The organism is Streptomyces subrutilus, assembly GCF_001746425.1.
GTDB classification, from domain to species: domain Bacteria; phylum Actinomycetota; class Actinomycetes; order Streptomycetales; family Streptomycetaceae; genus Streptomyces; species Streptomyces subrutilus_A.
The window spans coordinates 7,184,851-7,206,870 of record NZ_MEHK01000001.1 but is presented as its reverse complement, the minus strand read 5'-3'; the positions used below and the strand labels follow the sequence as shown (position 1 = coordinate 7,206,870).

General features: G+C 69.9%; 13 protein-coding genes and 3 pseudogenes. 5 read left to right on the top strand and 11 right to left on the bottom strand.

The genetic code is table 11. From position 1 onward, the window contains the following. Positions 1-48 precede the first annotated feature (48 nt). Positions 49-204, bottom strand: a complete 156-nt coding sequence (locus BGK67_RS32975; protein WP_167739629.1) for a transposase — start codon at positions 202-204, stop codon at positions 49-51. A 321-nt stretch (positions 205-525) separates the two neighbouring features. Here BGK67_RS32975 and BGK67_RS32970 point away from each other — a divergent pair, with 321 nt between their 5' ends. From BGK67_RS32970 to BGK67_RS32955, 4 genes are all read left to right on the top strand, one after another. Next, positions 526-1,086: a methanogen output domain 1-containing protein gene (locus BGK67_RS32970; protein WP_069923473.1), complete on the top strand. Its 561-nt coding sequence runs from the start codon at positions 526-528 to the stop codon at positions 1,084-1,086. Then, positions 1,083-3,776, top strand: a complete 2,694-nt coding sequence (locus BGK67_RS40430) for a SpoIIE family protein phosphatase (RefSeq protein ID WP_244291396.1) — start codon at positions 1,083-1,085, stop codon at positions 3,774-3,776. Before BGK67_RS32970 ends, BGK67_RS40430 begins: the two co-directional genes overlap by 4 nt. Then, the gene (locus tag BGK67_RS32960; protein WP_069923472.1) at positions 3,773-4,720 is read left to right on the top strand and encodes a sensor histidine kinase; all 948 of its coding nucleotides are present in this window, start codon (positions 3,773-3,775) and stop codon (positions 4,718-4,720) included. Before BGK67_RS40430 ends, BGK67_RS32960 begins: the two co-directional genes overlap by 4 nt. Positions 4,721-5,789: 1,069 nt before the next feature. Continuing rightward, positions 5,790-7,991 carry an endonuclease gene (locus BGK67_RS32955; RefSeq protein ID WP_069923471.1) on the top strand — a complete coding sequence of 734 codons (2,202 nt, stop codon included), beginning with the start codon at positions 5,790-5,792 and terminating at the stop codon, positions 7,989-7,991. Between the two features lie 140 nt (positions 7,992-8,131). On the opposite strand, the gene BGK67_RS32950 is transcribed toward BGK67_RS32955, so the two are convergent. The 6 genes and pseudogenes from BGK67_RS32950 to BGK67_RS32930 form a co-directional block, all read right to left on the bottom strand. Continuing rightward, positions 8,132-10,171: a M36 family metallopeptidase gene (locus tag BGK67_RS32950; RefSeq protein WP_141754117.1), complete on the bottom strand. Its 2,040-nt coding sequence runs from the start codon at positions 10,169-10,171 to the stop codon at positions 8,132-8,134. A 30-nt stretch (positions 10,172-10,201) separates the two neighbouring features. Next, positions 10,202-12,127 carry a M28 family metallopeptidase gene (locus BGK67_RS32945; RefSeq protein ID WP_069923469.1) on the bottom strand — a complete coding sequence of 642 codons (1,926 nt, stop codon included), beginning with the start codon at positions 12,125-12,127 and terminating at the stop codon, positions 10,202-10,204. 355 nt (positions 12,128-12,482) lie between these two features. Beyond that, positions 12,483-13,230, bottom strand: a pseudogene (locus tag BGK67_RS36880) (transposase); the annotation flags it as partial. Positions 13,231-13,576: 346 nt separating this feature from the next. Further along, positions 13,577-15,964 (bottom strand): ABC transporter permease, encoded by a 2,388-nt coding sequence (locus BGK67_RS32940; protein WP_069923468.1) that lies wholly within the window; start codon positions 15,962-15,964, stop codon positions 13,577-13,579. After that, a complete protein-coding gene (locus tag BGK67_RS32935; RefSeq protein WP_069923467.1) occupies positions 15,964-16,815 on the bottom strand; it encodes an ABC transporter ATP-binding protein in 852 nt (283 codons plus the stop codon). Before BGK67_RS32935 ends, BGK67_RS32940 begins: the two co-directional genes overlap by 1 nt. Before the next feature lie 163 nt (positions 16,816-16,978). Next, positions 16,979-17,347 (bottom strand): annotated as a pseudogene (locus tag BGK67_RS32930) (SpoIIE family protein phosphatase); the annotation flags it as partial. A gap of 49 nt (positions 17,348-17,396) precedes the next feature. Here BGK67_RS32930 and BGK67_RS32925 point away from each other — a divergent pair. Continuing rightward, positions 17,397-18,579: pseudogene (locus BGK67_RS32925) on the top strand (IS701 family transposase). Positions 18,580-18,896: 317 nt separating this feature from the next. On the opposite strand, the gene BGK67_RS32920 reads toward BGK67_RS32925, so the two are convergent. From BGK67_RS32920 to BGK67_RS32910, 4 genes are all read right to left on the bottom strand, one after another. Continuing rightward, complete coding sequence (locus BGK67_RS32920; RefSeq protein ID WP_208948773.1) at positions 18,897-19,466, bottom strand: IS5 family transposase; 570 nt, start codon at positions 19,464-19,466, stop codon at positions 18,897-18,899. After that, positions 19,406-19,573 carry a transposase gene (locus BGK67_RS41325; RefSeq protein ID WP_208948772.1) on the bottom strand — a complete coding sequence of 56 codons (168 nt, stop codon included), beginning with the start codon at positions 19,571-19,573 and terminating at the stop codon, positions 19,406-19,408. Before BGK67_RS41325 ends, BGK67_RS32920 begins: the two co-directional genes overlap by 61 nt. A 43-nt stretch (positions 19,574-19,616) precedes the next feature. Continuing rightward, positions 19,617-20,234 (bottom strand): DUF1707 SHOCT-like domain-containing protein, encoded by a 618-nt coding sequence (locus tag BGK67_RS32915; protein ID WP_069924294.1) that lies wholly within the window; start codon positions 20,232-20,234, stop codon positions 19,617-19,619. A gap of 512 nt (positions 20,235-20,746) precedes the next feature. Beyond that, positions 20,747-22,006 carry a trans-sulfuration enzyme family protein gene (locus tag BGK67_RS32910; RefSeq protein WP_079154520.1) on the bottom strand — a complete coding sequence of 420 codons (1,260 nt, stop codon included), beginning with the start codon at positions 22,004-22,006 and terminating at the stop codon, positions 20,747-20,749. Positions 22,007-22,020 lie beyond the last annotated feature (14 nt).

The following is a 22,020-nucleotide window of genomic DNA, read 5'->3' as shown; positions in this document are numbered from 1 at the left end:
GGCTACCCTGCCCGCCAACCCGAATGCACAGCACGACAAGTCCAGTGCTCATTGGACAGGTCTAGTGCTCAACACCCGGATCCAGTTCCGCAGCGTCTCGGTGTTCACCCCGAGATCACCGGCGACCGACTTGATCGTCGCTCCCGGCCTCGACCGGTACAACGCGGCCTCGTCCGCCTTGAACTCGACGGGATAGTGCTTCATCCCCACAGGGACTCCGTTCTCCTGGACCATCAAGATCCAAGTGTCTCCGGTGTCTAAAATCCGGGGTCAAGGCCCGAGGATGGCCTCGACCATGAACTCGACGCCGCCAAGATCCCCGACCGAGTCAAGCTAAGGTCAAACACCTCCATTGTCGTAGCGGCGGGGAGATCCGTGGCCTGCGTCACCCCTCTGGGCGTCTGCGCTTGAAGCACGTGTGCGCGGGCAGGCGAGCCAAGCGCAGACCGCGATCGGCGTCAATGACATTGCGTCGCTCAGTGACGTTGCGCAAGCCGCTATGGCCGGACGCGACAGGAGCCGAAGATGACGCAAGCGAAAGACGCCAATATCCCCCTAGACCGCGACATCTTCCTGCGGACACTGGTGCGGGAACTGGCTACCTCTCTCGAGTCGATCGTCGGCTTGGCGGAGGCGTCCGGCTATATCAGTGTGGTCGGGCAGACCGTGGGTGCCCACATAGGTGACATGTATACGAGCGCTCTCGCCGTTGACCGGCTCTCCCGTCAGCAGGTCGCAGACGTGCTGGTGGACCTCAAGCAACGCATCCACGGCGACTTTTACATCATCGAGCAGGACGACCAGAAGATCGTGCTCGGAACCCGCAGCTGTCCCTTCGCGGAGAAGGTGATCGGTCGTGAGTCGATGTGCATGATGACCTCCAACGTCTTCGGTACCATCGCCGCACACAACCTCGGCTACGCGCAGGTCGAACTTGTGGAGACGATCGCGCGGGGTGCGGCAGGTTGCCGCGTCGTCGTGCACCTGGTGCCCGGGGCGGACGCGGGCAGGGGCTCGGGGCGGGAGTACTTCGGTGACGCGCCCCCGGGACTCGGGGCCTTCGCCGCAGGGTCGGTGGTCGAATGAGTCTGGGCCTGTTCCAGGCCATCGCCCGCCTGCTGCCCAACCCGGTCCTGCTGTGCACGGCCGAGGGGCAGATCCTCGCCGCGAACCCGGCCGCCACCCGCTTCGTCACGCACCTGCACGCAGGCGCCGACCTGTTCCACCTCGCCGCGGAGGACTCCGATCTCCTGCGCCTGCACATGGCTCACTGGCTGCGCAGCGGTGACCCGCTACCCGGCTCTCTGACCGTCAGGAACCCCGGCGGTCAGCTGGTGCGCTTTCGCTGCCACGGCGCCCGCGCCACCTGGTGGGACGGGCCGCAGCCTGCCGTGCAGCTACACATGACACGCCTGGACCACACCGACCAGTTCGTGGTCCTGAGTCAGCAGGTGACGGCGCTCAACCGCGAGATAGCCGTCCGCCGCGCGACCGACGCCGAACGCGAGCGCCTCCTCGACGCCGAGAAGAAGGCACGCTCGCGACTTCAGCGTCTGTACCAGCTGACCGCTGCTCTCGCCTCGGCCGCCACCCTGGCCGAGGTCGCCCAGGCGGTCCAGGAGACTGCCCCCGCCGCGCTGAACGCCACCGGCGTCGACCTGCAACTGCATTCGCGCCGGCTCATCCCCTCCCTGGAACCGACCGACACGTTGCTCGCCCTGGCTGGGGATACATGGACCGACCTCGACAAACGAATCCCGGGCGCATTCGATCGAGCGGCTCAAGGCGAAGAGGCGGCGGCCTCTGACGTGACCGCGGTTCGCGCCCTGCTCGAGGCGGACAGCGTGAAGCTGGGCAGCCTCCTCGTACATCACAGACCCCAGGACAGACCCGAGGCCGAACACCTGATGGCCGTCGCCCAGCAGGTCGCGCAGGCGGTGCGCCGCGCGGGCCTGTACGAGCACGAGCACCGCGTCGCCGAGCGTCTGCAGCTCAGCCTGCTCCCGCGCCTCCCGGCCATTGCCGGGTTCGATATGGCCGGGTGCTACGCGGCGGGCACCGACCAGGTCAAGGTCGGCGGCGACTGGTACGACGTCCACCTTCTCGACGACGAGCACATCGGGCTCACCATCGGGGACGTAGCCGGGCACGGCCTGGCCGAGGCCGCCGCCATGGCCCAGATCACCGCGGCCCTGCGCAGCATCGCCATGCGCTGCGGGCACCACCCCGCCGCGGTCCTCCACGAACTCAACGATTTCATCGGCCGGTACCACCCGGATCTGATGGCCACCGCCTGCTACCTGGTCTTCAACCGCCGCACCCACACCCTTCGCTATGCCAGAGCCGGTCACCTACCGCCCCTGTTGATCAGGGTCGATGGCACCAGCAGCTTCCTCGACCAGGCCCTGGCACCTCCGGTCGGCCCCGTACGGGAGGCAAAGTATTGCGAGGTGGAGGTCAGCGTTCATCGCGGGGACAGCCTTCTGCTCTACACCGACGGGCTGATCGAACGGCGCGGAGAAAACCTCGACATCGGCCTGGGCCGCCTGAGGGACCTGGCCCACGCCAGTGTCGGCCTCACTGCCACGGACCTGTGCGACATGTTCATGAACCACCGACCCGGTGCCGAATCCCCCGACGACCGCGCGCTCCTTGCTATCAGCTTCCCCACCACCGAACTTCCCCCAGCCCCGCCGGTCGGATGGTCAAAGGGCACGGCTCTCCACGCGGCTGCCCCACACAAGCCGTCCAGGAAGGCGCCGACGACATTCACCCTTGCTTCTCGCGCACTTCGCCACGCGCCACCTGCTCGCCGGACTCTTGTAGGCTCTTCAGGACTCGGCCGGAACAGTCGGCCAGCGGCCCTCACCACCGTGGAGTCGCAGGTGACCTCGGCCCATGGCGGTCTGCCCCACCCGCCCCGGGGCGACCACTCGTGCTGCGCATACAGCGATGATCAGGAAAAGTCGCGGGCGGTGACGGCGTTCGTCGGCGCCGGATTGGCCAACGGCGAGCGGGTGCTGTACTTCACCGACACCAACGCGGCACGCGCCGTGACCGACTCGCTCGAGGCAGCCGGGCTGGACGTCGACACGGCCCAGGCAACGGGGCAGCTGGCGGTCCAAGGCGCGTCGCAGTCATATCTTCGGCTGCTTCCCTTCGACCCGGACACGGTGATCGCCGGGATGCGGCAGGCGTGCGAGGAAGCGATGGCGGCGGGATATCCGGGGCTGCGGGTCGTGGGCGAGATGGACTGGTGCACGCGGGAGGTGCCGGGCGCGGAGCGACTCCTCGAGTACGAACTGCGTCTGGAAGCGGAGGTGTTCGCCGATCTGCCCGTGACCGGGATGTGCCTGTTCGATCGACGCCTGGACATCGCCGGCACCGCGGCCCTACCAATTGCCGCCCACCGGACACACGTGGCCCCAGGCCACCCCGGCGAAAGGTCCCACATCGCGCGGCCGACGCCGGCGCTGCATGTCACGCCGCTCCGCGAGGGGCTGGGGGCGCGACTCGTCGGTCATGCGGATATGGACTCCCGCCCGGACCTGGCGGCGGCCCTGAGCGCGCTGGTCCGAGTTCCCGGTGCCGCCGTGCACCTTGATCTGACCGAGGCAGACTTCTTCGACGTCGACGCCCTCGCCCAACTGGTGCGCGCGGCAGACGTTTTGAGGAGTGAGGGCCGGCGGCTGGTCTTGCATCAGCCTCCACCGTCGCTGCTGCGGGCAGCGCAGATGTTCCCCGACGAATGCAGTGTCCTGGAGATGGCGGCATGACCAACACCGCGACCACCGTTCCGGATGCTGGGCCCTTCGTGCATCCCGCACTGTTCTATCGGACCCAGGAGGAGTACGTCAGCGGAGTGGGCGGCTTTGTGCGCGCCGCACTCAGGGCTGAGGAGCCCACGTTCGTGGCCGTGCCCGAAGCACATCTGAACACCCTGCGTGAGTGGCTGGGGGACGACGTCGCGGGCGTCGACTTCGCAGACATGGCGGTGCTGGGCCGAAACCCCGGGAGGATCCTGTCGGCCCTGCAGGACTTCGCCGACCGGCACCCCGGCCGGACCGCTCACATCGTGGGAGAGCCGATCTGGCCCAGCCGCTCGCGCTCGGAGACCTTGGAGGCCACCCGGCACGAGGCGCTCATCAACACCGCCTTCGCCGGCCGCCCCGCCACGATCCTGTGCCCCTACGACGTCACCGCCCTACCCGAAGCAGTGGTCGCCAACGCCCGTCGCACCCACCCCACATTCCTCGAGAACGGCCGTGACCTGGCCAGTGCGGCCTACGTCGCCCCCGCCGTCGTCTGCGCCGACTGCGACGAACCCCTGCCCGAACCAGTGCAAGCCCTGACCCTTCCCTATGCCGCGGGCCAGCTCGCCCAGACGCGCGAGCACGCTCGGCAATGGCTGGAAGGCACAAGCCTGGACCCGGCCCGCAGAGGCGACCTGGTGCTCGCGATCAGCGAAGCCACCGCCAACTCCGTTGCCCACGGCGGCGGTACCGGCACCCTTCGACTGTGGACCACCGGGCACGGCACCGCCGTGGCCGAGATCCGCGACAAGGGTCACCTGGCCAACCCCCTCGCCGGACGCCGGCGCCCTGCCCTCGCCTCCGCTAACGGCGGCCGGGGCCTGTGGATGATCCACCAGCTATGCGACCTCGTCGAAACCCGAGCCACCGGCACCGGCCTCACCCTGCGCCTTCACCTCGCCCCCTGAGCGCGCTCAACAGGCTCGACCCCCAAGCCCGAGACGGACGGTCCTATTGGTGTCCTGGTCAGGGTTCGCCTTACCTTGTTCTTCATCTTCGGCGGTCTGCGGCTGGGTCGGGCAGGCCCATGAAGGCGTCGAGCTCTTTGATGATCTTGCGGAGCTCGCGGGCTCCGCGAGGCGACATTGCTCGGATCACGCCGTCAAGTAGGGCACGGCCTTGGAGAGGGTTGCCGCAGCAGTACCAGTGCACGTTGCCGAACTCATCGTCGTGCCAGAGATCGCGCGCGGGCCGGTAGACGTAATCCTTCCACAAGCGCAATGCCGCGCCGATGTCCCCCGGTTGGAGGTAGTTCCGTGTGCGTTCAAGGCGAACGATCTCGGACAGCGCTCGCGGGGAGAGGCGGTTGCGCCGCTCTTGACAGAGGCCTCAAGGGCCCGGGGAAACGGAGGCATCAGCCCGGCGCCCGCGTCATCACCGCGAGCCCGCAACGGACAGCGATGCCGCTCTTTGAGGAGGCCTTGACGGCCACGGGGGATCCAGGCATTCGCTGCCCCAGTGCGAGCAGTCGTCCCGGGTCGTTGCATGGCCCGGGACGTCTGCTTACGCACTGGATTACGGGAAACGCAGGAGGGCGCACCAGGGTGGATGCCCGGCTCGTTCCGGGCGATGCCGCGCACTCGCTCGGGGGGAGCGGGCGGGCTCGTCGCCAGGCCGGTCGGCGTTCCTCACTCATCTCGCAGACCGGCGCCGCTTCCGCGCCGCGGTCACCCGTTTCGACAGTGCGTCTTCTGGCGTCGCCGAAACGGCGCGGGGGCTGCGTCGTGCCCGCCGCCACGAAGGTCTGGTCTCAAATCAATCCGTGACCGGGCGGAGCATCTGCGCAATGGCTCGGGTTCCGGAGCAGCAGGGGACGGCCCTTCCAAATTCAGAGAAAGTTCAAGGATTTAACGCTACAACCATTGCGGGGCACCCCTCTGTTCGCCTGAGCGGTGCCCAGGCCCTGTGCCCATACTGGAAGAGGGGAGGATCTCCGACATCTGAGCGCGGAAAGTGCCGCCAAGGAGGCGAGCCGATATGACAGTGGAGCAGTTGTCGCAGGTCGACAAGGGTTTCCTGGAGCAGATGGAGGATGCCGGTCGGCGCTACGCAACCCGTACTGCGGAGCGTGACGGCCATCTGGAGGCGCTCGAGCAACACGGCATCCTCTATGCCGACACCCAGGAACGGGTCAACAAAAGGCTGAACCGTCTGGGCGTCGACTGGGCCATGGCCACGGCGATCGAGCGTACACCGGAGACCGCCACGACCGGTACGAGCCTGGATCTGGACCGCGAGCTGGTCAGCACCGACCTGCTGGTGCTCGAACGGTTCATGGGACGCAACGATCTCATCGGAATCGACTACCTCGAAGGCGGTTTCCTCGCCGCCCGCTCGGTCGGCCGAATAACCGTCCGCAGTCCCAGGTCGTCCCACCACGGCACCGGATTCCTGGTGTCTCCTTCACTGCTGATGACGAACAACCACGTGCTGGGCTCCGCCGCGGAGGCGGCCGCCGGAGTCATCGAATTCAACTTCCAGGCGAGCGTGGACGGGCGGCCGCACGTTCCGGTCGTGTTCCAACTCGATCCGCAGAGCTTCTTCGTCACCCACCGTGACCTCGATTTCACCGTGGTCGCGGTATCCGAACGCTCCCGAGACGGCCAGCCGCTGGCGTCATTCGGGAGACTGCCGCTCAAGGAAGCTCAGGGCAAGGCCGTCATCGGTGAACTCGTCAACATCATCCAGCACCCCAACGGCGAGCCCAAGCAGCTCGCCCTCAGGGACAACCAGATCGTGGACGTGCTGGACGACTTCGTGCACTACTCGGCGGACACCGCGCGCGGCTCCTCGGGCGCTCCGGTATTCAACGACCAGTGGGACGTCGTGGCGCTGCACCACGCAGGTGCTCCCCGCAAGGACCGCGACGGCAACGTGCTGGCCGTCGACGGAACCCGGTGGCATCCGAGCATGGGAGAGCACCGGGTGGACTGGAAGGCCAATGAGGGCGTACGGGTCAGCCGCATCCTCGGCGTGATCCAGCAGTTCCCGCTGTCCGGCGCTGCCGCGGCGCTCCGGACGGAGCTGTTCGCGGCCGGCTCGTCCCTGCACCCCGGGGAAGTCTCGCCGCCGACGGTCCTGACGGACCGGACGAACGGCGCCGCGCCCCAGAACACGACGACGGACCGGAGCGATGAGCAGCACGCCACCGCAGGATCCGTCCGCTGGAGCGTCCCCCTGCACATCAGCGTCAGCCTCGATGCCGACGCCCTGCAGCCCCGGGCCGAATCACCTCTAGCGGCACCGGCACACCGTGCGGCCACCCCCTCGTACGTCGGGCCGCCGGACGGGATCGGAAGTATCGACGGCCAGTGGCCCGCTGAGCGGGACCTGGCAGCCGCCATGGTCAACCTCGCTGCCTTCAGTACCCGCCCCTACTACGACGAGGCCGCGGACCTGACGGCACGCGACGCCTACTACGCGGGCATTCACGCCGGTGACCCCACAGCCCTGCGCCTCGCGCTCACCCAGCGTCTGGAGTCCACGCACGAGCGCCGGCCGGCGTACAAGCCGATGCGTCTGCTCTACCCGTGGGTGGATCTGCACCCCGACGAGAAGCTCCACGGCATCTACTCGGACAACGGTTTCACCCCAGAGGAGCTCATAGAGGCCGACGCGGCAGTGGAGGCCGCCCGGATAGGACGCTGGCAGGAGTTCATGCTCCACGAGAGTGCGCCCGGCCGGGAGGCCGTCGAAGCCGAACTCGACCTCCTCGAGGCGTCGCTGCCCTTCAACTGCGAACATGTCGTGCCTCAGTCCTGGTTCGCCAAGAAGGAGCCGATGCGCGGGGACCTGCACCATCTCTTCGCCTGCGAGTCGACGTGCAACAGTTTCCGGGGAAACATCCCCTACTTCGACTTCCCCGATTTCGACGAGGCCGTTCGGCACAGCTGCGGGCGCCGGGAGCCGGGGAAGTTCGAGCCCTCGGCGGGCAAGGGGCCGGTCGCCAGGGCGACGCTCTACTTCTTGCTCCGCTATCCCGGCAAGATCGGCGACGAGGTGCGCGAACTACAGCGCACCGGCCTTGAGCTGCTGCTGAACTGGCACAGGGACAATCCGGTGGCCTTGTACGAGCAGCACCGCAACGCGGCGATAGCCGAGATACAAGGCAACCGCAATCCGCTGGTAGACCACCCGGAGTGGGCTGAGCAGATCGACTTCGCAGGTGCGTGGCCCTGACCCCTGACGTCCCGTCCCGTCCCGTCCCGTCGACGATCCGTCCCCCGTCCAGCCCATCCCCTCTCGTCGCGCCGGCTCCTCCTGGAGTCGGCGCGAGGGGATGGGCGGGACGGCTGATCCGACGGAACGTTGCCAATCGACTAATCCTGGGATCCGGGCGGGGGCATGTCCACGCCGCCCCGGCAGCCGTCGAAGGACGCGTTGGTGCTGACGGCGTCGAAACCCATGGCGAATCGTGCGAAGGCCTCCCAGGCCCCGGTGCGGACGGCCGCGTACTCGGCACTGGTCAGCGATCCGCCCTCCATCGCCCTCAGGCCGCCCAGGATCGCGTCGCGGGCGGCGAGGAACGACGGGTTGCGCGGGGTGAGCTTCATGCCGTCCACAACGGCCTGCCAGATCACCCGGTACCCCCGTTCCTTGCTGCCGAGCGCGGTGGAGGTCTTCCGGATCAGTTCCATGAGCGTGGCACACCAGATCTCGCCGACATTGTGGACCTCGCGGTAGTTCAGGTCGGGGTTGCCGGGTACCTGGCCCCTGCGCAGGCCGATGTGCGCGAACGTGCCAGGGTACTGGCTGTCGTAGGGCCGGTTCCGGATGCCGCGAGGGTCATCGACCACCCAGTTGCCGAGGACCGTACGCTCCTGGGCTCGCGAGAAGTTGATGATGCTGAGCGCGAAGAAGTCGCCCCACCCCTCACCCATCGACCGCGACTGCTGTTCCCGCAGGCCGTTGGCGTCGGCCAAGCCACCGACGAGGCGATTGCTCACCCCGTGGCAGAACTCGTGGTAAACGACGTCCGCATCGAGCGCCGTGTGCCGGTTCGTCTCCTCGACCAGGCCCATGTTCATCTCGGCGGCCAGGCCGTCGGCGCGGGTGGCCATGGTCGCCGTGCCGTCTATCTCGACCGGACGCGCGAAGGCGTTGACCGGATCCGCGCCCTTGCCGCGGCCCGTGACGTTCACCTTCTGGAAGTTGCCGAACTCCTCCGTGAAGCCGAGCATCATGAAGAAGTCATGCATGTAGTTGCAAAAGTAGAAGATGCTCGTGACCAGATGCTCGGGACTGTTCGCCAACGGATTGAAGACACCGCCGCCCATACCGACCTGGACCTCGAACGGCAGATTGTTGCCCCCGAATGCGCGCACGTTGTTTCCCTCGGTGGCTACTGTTCCATTGGTCGGGTTGGTCCAGGCGTCCGGGAAGCCCGCGGGCAGTCCGGCGGGTACCAGCGTCGGATAGTCGGTCAGCGGCGGCGGGAAGGTGACCTGGACGAGGGCTCCCTCGTTCGGGTTGTGCTTGAAGACGGTGCCGGCGACCACGCGGTCGGTCGCGTCGTAGAAGTAGAGGATTTGCGGAGACTCGGCGTCGACGTCCGGCCCGGCGGCCTCGACGAAGGCGTGGTACTGGACGACCAGGTTCTTCCTCGAGAAGGTGAAGAACCAGGTGAGCCGGGCGTCCTTGCCCATGTAGAGGTACACGAGTCGGGCCGGAATGGCTTCCTCGAACGGGCCGTTGGAGAAGATCAGCGGCTGGTGGTTCCCGGGTTGGGCCGACAGGCACCGGAAGCCCTGGGAGATGTCGAGGGCGGGGAGTTCGTCCGTCCCGAACGGCCCTTCGAGAGTGACCGCCTCGGCAGCTTTCGCCGCCGCCACGGCCAGAGCAGTCTCCACGGAGACGACGGGCGTCACCGGGAGGTCGGCCGGGACGCTCGCGGTGTCGCCGACGACCCGCTCGACCGTTCCGTCCTCCAGCAGCCACACCTTCGGCGACATGCCCCACACCTCGATGCCGTTGAGCATCTGCTGAAGGCTCACGACGCGCATGCCCGCACTGGTCGCCGTGACCGAGGGGTCGGCCTGGAACTCCGCCGGCTCGTCGGCCGCGAACCCGATCGCCTCGGAGACGGAATCGATGTATTCCTTGGCGCGGTTGATGTAGAAGCTGTCGGGTGTCTCTTCCGCTGCGCCCGAGCGTCGGCTTTCGAAGGCCGGGGCGCCGTCGGCCCTCAGCTCGCCCAAGTGCCCTGTGAACCGGTTCACCTTGTTGGGATCGGCGATGAGGGAATGGTGGACCTCTTCCGCCACCCGTTCCCGTTCGGTGTCGGCGAGGAAACCGTCGGATCCGGCGACCTCTTCGAAACGGTCGTAGGTCATGTCGCGCTTGTCGATCAACGTGGTCATGCTCACCACCTGCTTCCTGCCATTGAGTTCTCAAAGGCCTGCGAGCGTGAGAGCCGCCACCGTGACGCCGCGTGCGATGTCCGTCGCGTACTCGGTGTCGTGGTCCTGGTCGTCGAGGGTGTCGCCCGGCCTGTGGTACTGCCGCGTACCAGTCGCGGGCCCGCTCCCGTCGAAAAAGTTCTCGCAGACGGCGACGGCCGCCCAGCCGCGCTCGTGGAAGCTCGCATGGTCGCTCCGGCCCGCGGCGGGGTCGTCGGCTCCGCTGAGCCGGTCGAGCGTGAGGCCGGACGACACCGCCGAGGTGGCGCGTTCCAGGCAGTCGCCGAGCACGTCCGAGGCCTCCCCAACAGGCCCCGGCACCGCGGAGCCCGCGTGGATCTCCATCGTGCGTACGCCGTTCTGGTGGCCCGCGATCATGTCCATCTGGAAGACGCCGACGATGCTCTCCCCCGCCGAGGCGGCCGCGCGCGCGTACACCTTGCTGCCGACGAGCCCCTGTTCCTCGGCGTTGAACAGGACGAAGCGAACCGTGTGCGTCGGGGTCCGGCCGGCCGCGACGATCGACGCCAGACATTCGGCCGAGGCCAGGACCGCCGCGACACCGCTTCCGTCGTCGTCAGCGCCGGGCGCCGGATCGACCGCAGGATCGTAACGGCGCGGCAGCCCGTCGGCGTCGGCGAACTCGCCCTGTTCGGCGGTCGAATCCAGATGGGCCGTGATCAGGACGGCCCCGTCCGACCCCTCGACATGGTGCTCGGCCTCGACGTTCGCGATCCGGTGGCCCCGCCAGGTGAACCTGCCCAGCCGGACCGTCAGGCCGAGCGCGCGCAGGCGCCGGGCCAGCGCGTCGACCACGAGCGGATTGTCCCCGCTCGCTGCGTCGCGGCTGCGCACCGTCAGCGGAGCTCCCTCGACGAGCGGTTCGGCGCCCGAGACACGGGAGACGTACGCGCGCGTCACCGCCGGGGTGACGGCCGCGCGCACCGCCTCGACGGTCTGCGCGGACGGCATGGCGGGGGCGAACCCGGCGACGAACCCCGCGGCCTGCGCCTCGCCCGGGCGGGACAGGAGGGCGGGGTCGGGCAGTAGCCGTTCGGTGTGCCCGGGCTGGGCACCGGGGACGTGGACTCCTTCGACCGGGGCGTCGGCGGCCGCCGCGATGTAGACACCGCCGGGAGCCGGACCGAGCGACACGACGGCCGTTCCCGAGGGGGCGAGCTCTCCCGCCACGAAGGCGAACGCGGCAGAGGCACGCATGCCCGCCTCCACCGCGGCCCGGTCCTCGGCGGGACCGGCCGCGAACGCCGCCGGGGCGGCCACCGGGCGGTCGTCCCGCAGCAGGAATGCCACCGTCTCCTCCACCGGACCACGAACATCGGTGGTGAACCCGGCCTGTTCCAGCGCGCTCACGCCCAGCCCGGTCGCCATGGCAAGAACGAGCCGGTCGGAGGCGACGTGCACGGGGACGATCTCGGAGGTGTTCGCGACCGCGTCGAGCTCGGCCGGGCCGCGGCCGTCCGGCAGACCAATCCTCGTCCAGAAGACGGTGCGCCCCTCGATTGCGGCCCTCGCGAAGACCGGATGGGCCGCCGTACGCAGGCCCGCTGTGCGCGCCACGGCACGCTCCTCGGGGTCCTCGCCCACGAACACGCAATCGTCCGGCGCCTCACCGGCACTCCCGACCGCGCCGTCGAAGATCCCGCGGCTGGACTTCGCCCCCCAGTGTCTGAGCCCGGCATCGGGGAACCGGCTCTCGAAGGCCGCGTCGAGCGCCGCCTCCGCACGGGCACGCTCGGCATCGCCGGCGCCGGGGTTGGAGATGATGCCCTTGCGCACCGACGCAAATGAATCGAGTACTTCAATGACGCGCGGACGGGGGTGGAAGCTCAAGGAGCCGTCGTCCTCGAACGTCACGTCGGCGAGCGTTGCCCCGATATCGAAGAACAGCACGGACATCTCGGAGCCTTCCGAGAGATCATCGGTCTGACCGGCACCCCGAGCCCCCGGGCCGGATCGCCCCGGCAGTGCCCCGCCGGCGCCTTGGCGTCGGGCTGCCTCGGCCGCACTCGTCGCTGAGGCTTCCGGTACCTCCATCCTCCCGGGGTCGGCGCGATACCGCATCCGGAGCACGCCCGCGCCACCGATCTGGCCTCCTTGACCAAGCCTGGCTGGTAGGAGCCGGGTAAGCATTCGGCGCCCACGGCGGTGAGGTGGATGAACCCGACGGGCAGGCGCCGGCCGCCCGGGAGCCGTCACCCACTCGCTGTAGTACGGCGGCAGCACGGGCCGCCGGTCGGTGGTCCGCACCGGCCTCCGGGATGACCGCTTTGATGTGGCGTTTGCGCAGGTAGGAGCGGTTGCCGCGAGATGAGTAGAGCTTGTCGCCGGCGACTGCGCCGGGCCTGGTGCGGGGACGGCCGACCGGCAGACGGACCCGCACCTTCTCCAGCACGGAGATGAACTACGGGCTGTCCGCGGCCTGCCCGGCGGTCAGGACGAACGCGCGGGGACGGCATCTGCGGTCCGCGGCAAGGTGAACCTTGCTGGTGAGGCCGTCCCGGGACCGGCCGAGCAGGGCTTCCTTCAGGCGGAGCTTGTGTCGGCGCCGGATGCGCCGACGCTCGGCCTGTCCGTTCTGTTCCTCCGTGCCGCCCCCCCTTCTGCCGGGCTGTTTCCTGCTCCTGCGCGGCTTCTTCCAGGGCCGACGTGAGGTGCTTGCTGACGCGGAGCCCTGCGGCGTCGTGGTGGGTACGGACCGTGGTCGAGTCCACACTGACCAGCGACACGTCCGTTCTTCCCACCCGGGCACCCTCGGCGATCAGGCCATCCAGCAGGGCGGTGAACACACCGGCGTCCCGCCAGACGCGCAAGCGCCCGTAGACGGTCGCCCAGGGGCCGAACTCTGCCGGCATCTCCCGCCACTGATCACTGGAGCGGAACCGCCAGATCACCCCCTCGAACTGCTCCCGCAACCGCTCGGAGTACGGGCCGTACCTACCGGTCGGCAGATACGGCTCGATGAACTTCCACTGGGCATGGGTGAGTTGCCTGCGCGTCACCATCACAGTCCTACCGGGGTCTACCCCGCGAAGAGGACGAAACCCGGCAACTGATCACGACATCACACAGGCCCTAGACGACACGGACGGTTGGCGCTCTGCGTCTGTGGCCTGGCGGCCGGCAGCGGGGCCCGGGGAGGCTGCGGGTGTGCCGCTGCGCGGGGCTCATCCCCCACCGCCCTTCCACCGTTCCCAGGGCTCCGCCCTGACCCGTAAGCCCCGGTCTGCGCCCGGCCCCCGGGGCTCCACCCCGGACCCAGTGCTTTAAACTCCCCAGCGGTAGCCGGGAGGGGGAGGCGCGGGGGGCCGGGGGCGCCAGCGTGCGTGCTGGGTGGCATGCGGCGCGTCAGGTTCGGCTGGGGCGGAGCGCGCGGCGGGCCGGGAGGGCCGTGGCCGCCAGGGTCAGGGCCACGGCCGCGGCTACGAAGGAGCCGTAGACGACGGGCGGGACGTAGGGGCCGGTGCCCGTCAGGGTCCTGGTCAGCGGGATGAGCGTGGCCAGCGCTATCGCCGAGCCGAGGACGGTGCCGGCGCCGCTGACCAGGAGGGCTTCCCAGCGCAGCATCCGCAGCACCTGGCGGCGGGTGGAGCCGACCAGGCGCAGCATGCCCAGTTCGCGGCGGCGGTCGAGGACGGTCATCACCAGGGTGTTGGCGGCGGCGACGGCCGCGAAACCGCCGAGGACGGCCGCCATGGTGGTATTGGCCCAGGCGTTGACCTCGCGGTCCAGGCTCTGGGCCGTGGTCCAGGCGGATGCGGACTGCGCCGGGCCGAGGCCCGCGGGGAGCGGGCCGCGGACCAGGAGTTCCGTGGGGCGGCCGGCGGTGGTGTGGCCAACCAGGTCGGCGGTGGGGAGGGTGACCTCGCCGAGGCCGAGGCCGCGGGAGTAGACGGCGACGATCTCGGGGTCGGTCCGGGTGCCGTCGGGCAGGTGCAGCTCGATGCGATCGCCGACGGCGGCCTGGTCGGCTTCGGCCAGGGTCCGGTCGACGGCGACCTTGCCGGGGGCCAGCCGGGCGAGGTCGCCCGAGAGCACGCCCAGGTCCTCGACGGTGGTGATGTCCCCGGTGACCCCCTGGGCGGAGACGCTTTGGACCAGGCGCTCGGGGCCGGAACCGGTGACGGCGAGGACCGAGGTGCGGGTGAGGGCTACCGCGCCGGCCGCGACCGCCCGGTCAGGGTCGTGCGGGTCGGTGATGACGTGGTCGGCCAGCAGCCCGGCCTCCTGCTGCTGGCTTGCCGCGCGGTCCTGGCTGGTGTGGAGGAAGACCAGGGTGGAGGAGAACGCCATGGCGAGCACGATCGGCGTGATCGCGGAGGCCAGACGGCGAGCGTTGGTACGGGAGTTGGCGGCGGCCAGCGAGCCCGAGGCGCTGGCGGCGCGCAGCGGGAGCCCGAAGAGGGCGGCGCAGGCGCGGGCGATCAGCGGACCGAGCAGGGCGACGGCGAGCATGAAGAGCATCACGACGCCGAGCGCGGCGTTGGCCGCGTCCGGGCCGCTGCTGGTGGCGGCCAGGCTCGCGCAGGCGGCGCCTCCGGCCAGGGCGGCGAGGCCCAGCGGGGTACGGATCCACCCGGGCCCCAGGCGTTCCATGGCGGCCGCGGCGAGGGCCTGGCCGGGGCGGATGCGGGCGGGGCGGCGGGAGGCGGCCCAGCCGGCGAACAGGGCGGTGGCGAGCCCGATGCCGACGGCGCAGATCAGCGGGATCCAGGAGACGGCCAGGTCGACGTCGGCGGGGATCGCGCCCTTCGCCTTGAGCTGTCCGAACCACCAGGCGGCGAGCGCGATGCCGGGTACGCAGCCCAGCGCGCCCGCGATCGGGGCGACGAGCAGGGCTTCGCTCGCGACGGTCCGCCGGATCTGGCGCGGGGTGGCTCCGACGGCGCGCAGCAGGGCGAACTCGCGGGAGCGCTGGCCGACGGAGAGCGCGACGGTGCCCGCGGCGGTGAAGACGGCGACGAGGGTGGCGATGCCGCCGAAGGAGCCGCCGAGGCCGGCCAGCATGTCCTTGGCGCCGGCGAGCTGCGGGTCCATGGCGCGGTCGGCGCCGGTCAGGACCTGGGCGTGACCGTCCATGGCGGCCCGTACCCGCTCCGCGTCGGCCCCGAACAGCACGATGGCGTCGAGCGCGTCGGGGTGTCCGGAGAGGGTCCGCGCCTCCGCGTCGGAGAACCAGGCCCCCGGGCGGTCGGTGCGTCCGACGACCCGGAACTCCCGCTTCCCGGCGGGCGTGTCGAGCGTGATCCGGTCGGGCCCGTCGGCGCCGCCGAGGACGACTTCGCCCGGGGCGGCCGGGGCGCGGCCCGTGCGCAGCTCCGTAGGGCTGAAGGCGGTGGAGCCCCAGCCGTACGCGTCGAAGGCACGGCCGACCGCGGTTCCGGCTCCGGCCGCGTCCCGTACGGGGAACGTCACGTCGGGCACGGCCCGGCCCAGCGGGGCGAGTCGGGCCAAGAGCGCGGCGTCCACCCGGGCGTGCTCGGGGACCTGGGCGGAGACGTCGTAGGCCCCCTCGCCACTGCCCACCCGCAGGGTGACCCGCTGATCGGCGGCTACCACGACGGGGGCTTCGGCGTACCGGGTCGGCGGGACGGCCGCCCTGAGTCCGGTCTCCAGCAGGATTCCGCAGGCGGAGACGATGGCGACGGTCATGAGCAGGGCCACGAGGGTGCCGACGAAGGCCGCGGGGCGGAAACGGATCGCCGCGCGGGCCAGGCCGTTGGGGCGCGGGGCCATCAGGCGGCCGTCCCTGCGAGCACCGGACCGGCGGTGAGGGTGGTCATCCGGGCGGCGATCGTGGCGGTGGAGCCGCGCGGGAGCCGGTCGGCGATGAGGCCGTCGGCGAGGAAGAGCACCTGGTCGGCGTGGGCGGCGGCGCCCGGGTCGTGGGTGACCATGACGACGGTGGCGCCGAGGGAGTCGACGGCGCTGCGGAGCAGGCCGAGGACCTCGGCGGCGGTGGTGGTGTCGAGGGCGCCGGTGGGCTCGTCGGCGAAGACCACGTCGGGCCGGGTGACGAGCGCCCGGGCGATGGCGACGCGCTGCTGCTGGCCGCCGGAGAGCTCGGCGGGGCGGCGGCCGCCCTTGCCCGCCAGGCCGACGCGGGCGAGCAGGTCTGCGGCGCGGTCCTGGCCTTGGGCGGATGCCCGGCCGCCGGCTAGGCGCATGGGGAGCAGGACGTTCTGCTCGACGGTGAGGGAGGGCAGCAGGTTGAAGGCCTGGAAGACGAAGCCCAGGCGGCTGCGGCGGAGCTCGGTGAGCTCGTTCTCGTTCATGCCGGTGATCTCGGTGCCGCCGAGGCGGACGGAGCCCTCGGTCGGGACGTCGAGTCCGGCGGCGCATTGGAGGAAGGTGGACTTGCCGGAGCCGGAGGGGCCCATCACGGCGGTGAAGGTGCCGCGCGGGAGGCTGAGGTCGATGCCGCGCAGGGCGTGGACGGCGGTGGAGCCGCGCCCGTACTGACGGCGGACCCCGCGGAGTTCGACGGCGGGGGTGGAGTCGTAGGACAGCCCGGCCTGCTCGGCCCACTGCCCGGCCTGATGCCCGGCCCGATGCTCGGCCTGTCGTTTGGTCCGCCGGAACCCCATGGTGTGCTGCCTTCCGTCGTGCGCCGTTTCGTCTGTGTGGTGACGGTCTCGACGCTACGGAGGACGGGGTGTCCGGGACCATGACGGGACCTGGCGGACGGATGGTGGGGTTACCCCTACCGTGGCGGACCTGCGGTGACGAGCGGTGGGTCGGTCCCGCGGGTCAGCCCGACCGGCGGATGAGGAGCAGGGCGCGGTCGTCGTTGACGTCCTTGGCGACCTTCTCGATCAGGTGCCAGGCCGCGCCGTCCCACCCGGCAGCGACGTAGCGGTCAGCCTCGCCGGTGAGGCGGTCCATGCCTTCGCTGATGTCGGGTTCGGAGGTCTCGACGAGGCCGTCGGTGAAGAGCATCAGGACGTCGCCAGAGCGCAGGTTTCCCCGGGCCGGTTCGAACTCGGCACCGTCGTAGACGACCAACAGGGGGCCGTCGCCGGAGACTTGCCGCCAGCGGCCGGTGCCGGCGCAGCGCTGGAGGGCGAGCAGGTGGCCGGCGGACAGCAGTTCGTAGTCGCCGGTCTCCAGGTCTAGTACTGCAACGGTGTTAGCCGTGACGGTTGGGCAGGTCGTCGTTTGTCAGGTCATGGGTGGGGAACTTGCTGATGCCCGGTCGTGGGCTGGTGAACTGAAGTCCTTGCATGAGCGGTTCGTGCACCGTTTCTCCAGGTCGGAGCCGCGGGAGTCGGCTCTTGCCTATATGCGGGGGCTGATAGCTCCGCTGGAGCGGAAGAACGGCTGGACGCTTGCCGAGGAGGCCGGGCATGGCGGCCCGGACCGGATCCACCGGCTGCTGAACCGGATCGACTGGAACGCGGACGAGGTCCTGGACGACGTGCGGGACTACGTCATCGAGCACCTCGGCGATCCGGATGCGGTGCTGATCGTGGACGACACCGGGTTCTGAAGAAGGGCGTCCGCTCGGCCGGGTCCAGCGTCAGTACTCCGGAACCGCCGGCCGGACGGAGAACTCCCAGATCGGGGTGTTCCTCGCCTATGCCGGCGGCCGTGGCCGCACCCTGATCGACCGCCGTCTCTATCTGCCCACGTCATGGACGGATGACCGCGACCGGTGCCGGGCCGCCGGCATCGACGACACGGTCGCCTTCGAGACGAAAGTGGTGATGGCCAAGGCCATGGTCCGCCGGGCGATCACCGGCCGGATCCCGTTCCGGTGGGTGACCGCCGACGCCGCCTACGGCTTCTCCAAAGGCTGGCGCACCGAGCTCGAGCGGGCGGATGTCTGCCACGTCATGGCCACCACCCGGCACGACACCGTCGTCACCCGCTGGGCCATGGACCACCCCGTCCACGACCTGTTTCCCGGGCTGCCCCGGCAGAAGTGGAAGCGCCGTTCCTGCGGCAACGGCGCCCACGGCCCGAGGGTCTACGACTGGGCGAGGGTCGAGGTCCGTCCCTGGCCCCGCCAGGACCGCCGGCACTGGGTGATCGCCCGCCGAAGTGTCCGCCGGCCCGAGGAGATCTCCTACTACATCGCCTACTGCCCGGCCGACACCACACTCGACGAGCTGATCCGCATCGCGGGAAGCCGGTGGGCGGTCGAGGAATGCTTCCAGACCGCAAAGCAGGAGTGCGGCCTGCACGACTACCAGGTCCGCCGCTACGACGGCTGGCACCGCCACATGACCCTGGCCGTGGCCGCACACGCCTGCCTCACCGTCCTGCGGGCCCGCGAACTCGACACCGGGAAAGCAGAAACGGATCCTCCCAGCTCATACCCCTCACCCTCCCCGAACTCCGACGCCTGATCACCCGACTCACGCGGCCCCGCCCAAGCACCGACCACGTCCTGCACTGGTCGTTCTGGCGCCGCAGACGACAACACCAAGCCCGCACCAGTCACTACAAACGACGCGGCCACACACCACCAGAAGCCAACAAACCATCACAGCAAAGACCGTTGCAGTACTAGGCCGTTTTTGAAATGTGGTTACAAGCCCTGGCGTATTAAGGTGAGTTGAACGGTAACTTCGTAGCGGACGGCGAGTTTCTCGTACCGCGTCGCGACCCCTCTGGCCTGCTTGAGGAGCCCAATCCGGCATTCGACTTTGTGCCTGGCCTTGTATCACTCACGGTCGAAGCCGGGCGGGCGACCACCCGTTGAACCCCTGCGAAGGCGGTGCCCGACCTGGTCGCGCTTCTCCGGAATGGTGTGCGGGATCTGCCGGCGACGCAGGTACTGGCGGATCTGACGGGAGGAGTACGCGCGGTCGGCCAGGACATGAGCAGGCCGGGGGCGCGGAGGTCCGCCACCGATCCGCGGAACACTGATGCGGTCCATGACCTCGGTGAACACGGGGGCATCGGCCCGATGCCCAGCGGTGACCACAGCGGCCAGGACGTGAAATGAGGCGTCAACAGCCATGTGAACCTTGGTGGTCAGGCCGCCGCGCGAGCGACCAAGCGCGTGGTCGTCCGGCTCGGCCGCCAGGCCGGGAGTCGCCCGGCCCGGATCAGCAGCCCTACATTTCCTCGCCCCGGCGGCATGCTGGTGGGCCCGGCAGATCGCGGAATCGACCGACACCTCCCACACGAGATGTCCGGCATCATCGACCTTGACCTGCAACTTCTTCGCTACCCTGGCCCAAGTGCCGTCGATCTGCCAGCGGCGGAAGAGCGTGATGCGGTCTCCCACGGACCGTACCGCTCGGGTATGTCCCGCCACGGCGAGCCCGTGCGAGCAGGCCACCAGATCCCGTCGAAGACCTGCCGCCGATCCCATGGCGAACGCCCACGAACCATTCCAAGATCGTCTCAGATCTTGATCAACACCTCGGCACGCCTCCTAGCCCTGCGCCGGGTTGCTTCGCATCTTGCGCTGTTCCCGGCGATTGGGGTGGCGGATGATTACTCCCCCCATACCGCCGGCCCCGGTGAGCCGGATCAGCGGAGTTCCTGGAAGCCGGTCGGGACTGGTCTTGTCCGTCAGACCGCCCACGCCGGGATCCAGGCCGTTGGTGTCTGCGGCCCAGCCGTCGGGGATGACTACCGTGACACCAGATGTCTCCCCGTACGCCTCCACTGCAACCTCCGTGAGACGGCACTCAACCCGGGTGAAGTCAACCTTCACACCCCCCACGCCCCCGTGAGCGATCACGCGTCCGGGAACCTCCCAGCGCCCGGGGCCTCGAGACGCGCCACTCATGCCACCCTTGAGCACCAGCGGCGGCCGGCCCTCAGCGGACGTCGGCCTCGGCAAGTCGGCGGTCAGGACGGCCAACTCGGCGTGAGTCTTGGACGTCAGCGCCTGCTCCAGGCGTGAATCCAGCTCATCGAGATCGATTCGCCCCTCGGCTGCCGCATCGCGCAGCTGCTCCACCACTGCTTCCCGGTCGTCGTGAGAGGCGCGGAGCTCTCCTGATGGAGCAGGTCGCGGAGAGGGCTCCGCAGGCTGGGCAGTCATGGCCACAAGGATAAGCAACCAGCGCACTGAGCGGACCAAAACTGCACATCTCCAACACCGCCTAGTCCTCTCAGCTGAGGCCGTAGCGTCTGACCGCACTGCGCGTTTACGTAGTGCCCGCATGAGCGAGGGCCAGGACAACACCATCACCCGCGCCGGGGCGTCCGCATTCCGCATCGCCCAGGTCAGCACCACCGGCGCCCTCACTCTCCAATCGGTCACCCTCAGCGGCGGTCACACGGCCACCAACGGTGGCGGCATCTTGAACTTCGGCGAGGTCACCCTCACCCGCAGCGAGCTGTCCGACAACACCGCCGACGGCACCGGCGGCGCCATCTACAGCACCGGCGGTGCAGCAGCGGCGGCCTTCACCAGCAGCGCCGTCAAGAACAACACCGCCCACCAGGCCGCCGGGATCGCCGCCCGCGTACTGGACGTACTTGGGCGCCCCGACAACGCAGCGAGGTGGGGTGCCGGCCGCCGCGGGACAGGCGGGACTTTGACGACAGGGCCTAGAGGGCTTTCGCCAGGGCCTGCTCCAGGTCCTGCCACAGGTCTTCGACGTGCTCGATGCCGACTGAGACCCGGACCGTGCCCGGTCCGATGCCCGCCGCCGCGAGGGCGTCGGCGTCGAGCTGGCGGTGGGAGGTGGAGGCCGGGTGCATGACGAGGGTCTTCACGTCGCCGAGCGAGGCGCTGAGCGAGGCCACCTCGACCGCCTCGACGAAGGTCCGGCCAGCCTCGCGGCCGCCCGCAAGGTCGAAGGAGACGACCCCGCCGCCACCCCGGGGCAACAGCCGCGCCGCCACCTCGCGGTCGGGGTGCCCCGCGAGGGCGGGGTGGCGGACGGCGGCGACCGCCGGGTGGGCGGCGAGCCGCGCGGCGAGCTCGGCGGCGTTGGCACACTGCCGCTCGATGCGCAGCGGCAGCGTCTGCATGCCGCGCAGGGTCAGCCAGGCGGCGAACGGGTCGGTGGTGGCGCCCTGTTCGATCGCGTAGTGGCGGATGCGGCGGTACAGCTCCTCGTCCTTGAAGACGGCGATGCCGCCGAGGACGTCGGCGTGACCGGCGAGGTACTTGGTCGCCGAGTGCACGACGATGTCGGCTCCGTACTCGATCGGCCGGCACAGCAGCGGCGAGGCGAACGTGTTGTCGACGGCGGTCGGGACACCGGCCTCATGGGCGGCGCGGATCAGGGCGGGGAGGTCGGAGACCCGGGTGGTGGGGTTGGCGATGGTCTCCAGGTAGAGCAGCCGGGTCTCGGGGCGCAGCGCGGCCCGCACCTCGTCGGGGTCGGTGCCGGAGACGTACGTCACCTCCACGCCCCAGCGGGCGGTGAGATCGTCGAGCAGGGCGTACGTGCCGCCGTACAGACAACGCTGGGCGACGACGTGACCGGCGCTGGAGAGCAGTCCGAGCAGGACGCCGTTGATGGCGCCCATGCCGGAGGCGTAGGAGAGCGCGGCGGCACCCCCCTCCAGGCGGGCGACGGCGGTTTCCAGGGCGCGGACGGTGGGGTTGCCCATGCGGCTGTAGACGAAGGTGTCGGTCGAGTGGAAGGCCTCGGCCATGGCGTCGGCGGTCTCGAAGGCGAAGACGTGCCCCTGGTGGAGGGGGACGCCGAGCGGCCTGCTGCCGCGGATCTCCGGCTGCGGAGAGTGGACGGCGAGGGTCTCGGGGCGATGGGCCGCGGCGGTCGGGCGCGCATGGGCAGAATGGTCGGGGGCAGCGGAAGTGGGCGTGTCGGCGGAAGTGTGTGTATCGGCGCTCATGACGTCCAGTCTGC

Excerpts from the sequence above, each read along its gene's own strand:
- BGK67_RS32975 (WP_167739629.1), bottom strand. The coding sequence starts at position 204 with ATGAAGCACTATCCCGTCGAGTTCAAGGCGGACGAGGCCGCGTTGTAC.
- BGK67_RS32970 (WP_069923473.1), top strand. The coding sequence starts at position 526 with ATGACGCAAGCGAAAGACGCCAATATCCCCCTAGACCGCGACATCTTC.
- BGK67_RS40430 (WP_244291396.1), top strand. The coding sequence starts at position 1,083 with ATGAGTCTGGGCCTGTTCCAGGCCATCGCCCGCCTGCTGCCCAACCCG.
- BGK67_RS32960 (WP_069923472.1), top strand. The coding sequence starts at position 3,773 with ATGACCAACACCGCGACCACCGTTCCGGATGCTGGGCCCTTCGTGCAT.
- BGK67_RS32955 (WP_069923471.1), top strand. The coding sequence starts at position 5,790 with ATGACAGTGGAGCAGTTGTCGCAGGTCGACAAGGGTTTCCTGGAGCAG.
- BGK67_RS32950 (WP_141754117.1), bottom strand. The coding sequence starts at position 10,171 with ATGACCACGTTGATCGACAAGCGCGACATGACCTACGACCGTTTCGAA.
- BGK67_RS32945 (WP_069923469.1), bottom strand. The coding sequence starts at position 12,127 with ATGTCCGTGCTGTTCTTCGATATCGGGGCAACGCTCGCCGACGTGACG.
- BGK67_RS32940 (WP_069923468.1), bottom strand. The coding sequence starts at position 15,964 with ATGGCCCCGCGCCCCAACGGCCTGGCCCGCGCGGCGATCCGTTTCCGC.
- BGK67_RS32935 (WP_069923467.1), bottom strand. The coding sequence starts at position 16,815 with ATGGGGTTCCGGCGGACCAAACGACAGGCCGAGCATCGGGCCGGGCAT.
- BGK67_RS41325 (WP_208948772.1), bottom strand. The coding sequence starts at position 19,573 with ATGGTTCGTGGGCGTTCGCCATGGGATCGGCGGCAGGTCTTCGACGGG.
- BGK67_RS32915 (WP_069924294.1), bottom strand. The coding sequence starts at position 20,234 with ATGACTGCCCAGCCTGCGGAGCCCTCTCCGCGACCTGCTCCATCAGGA.
- BGK67_RS32910 (WP_079154520.1), bottom strand. The coding sequence starts at position 22,006 with ATGAGCGCCGATACACACACTTCCGCCGACACGCCCACTTCCGCTGCC.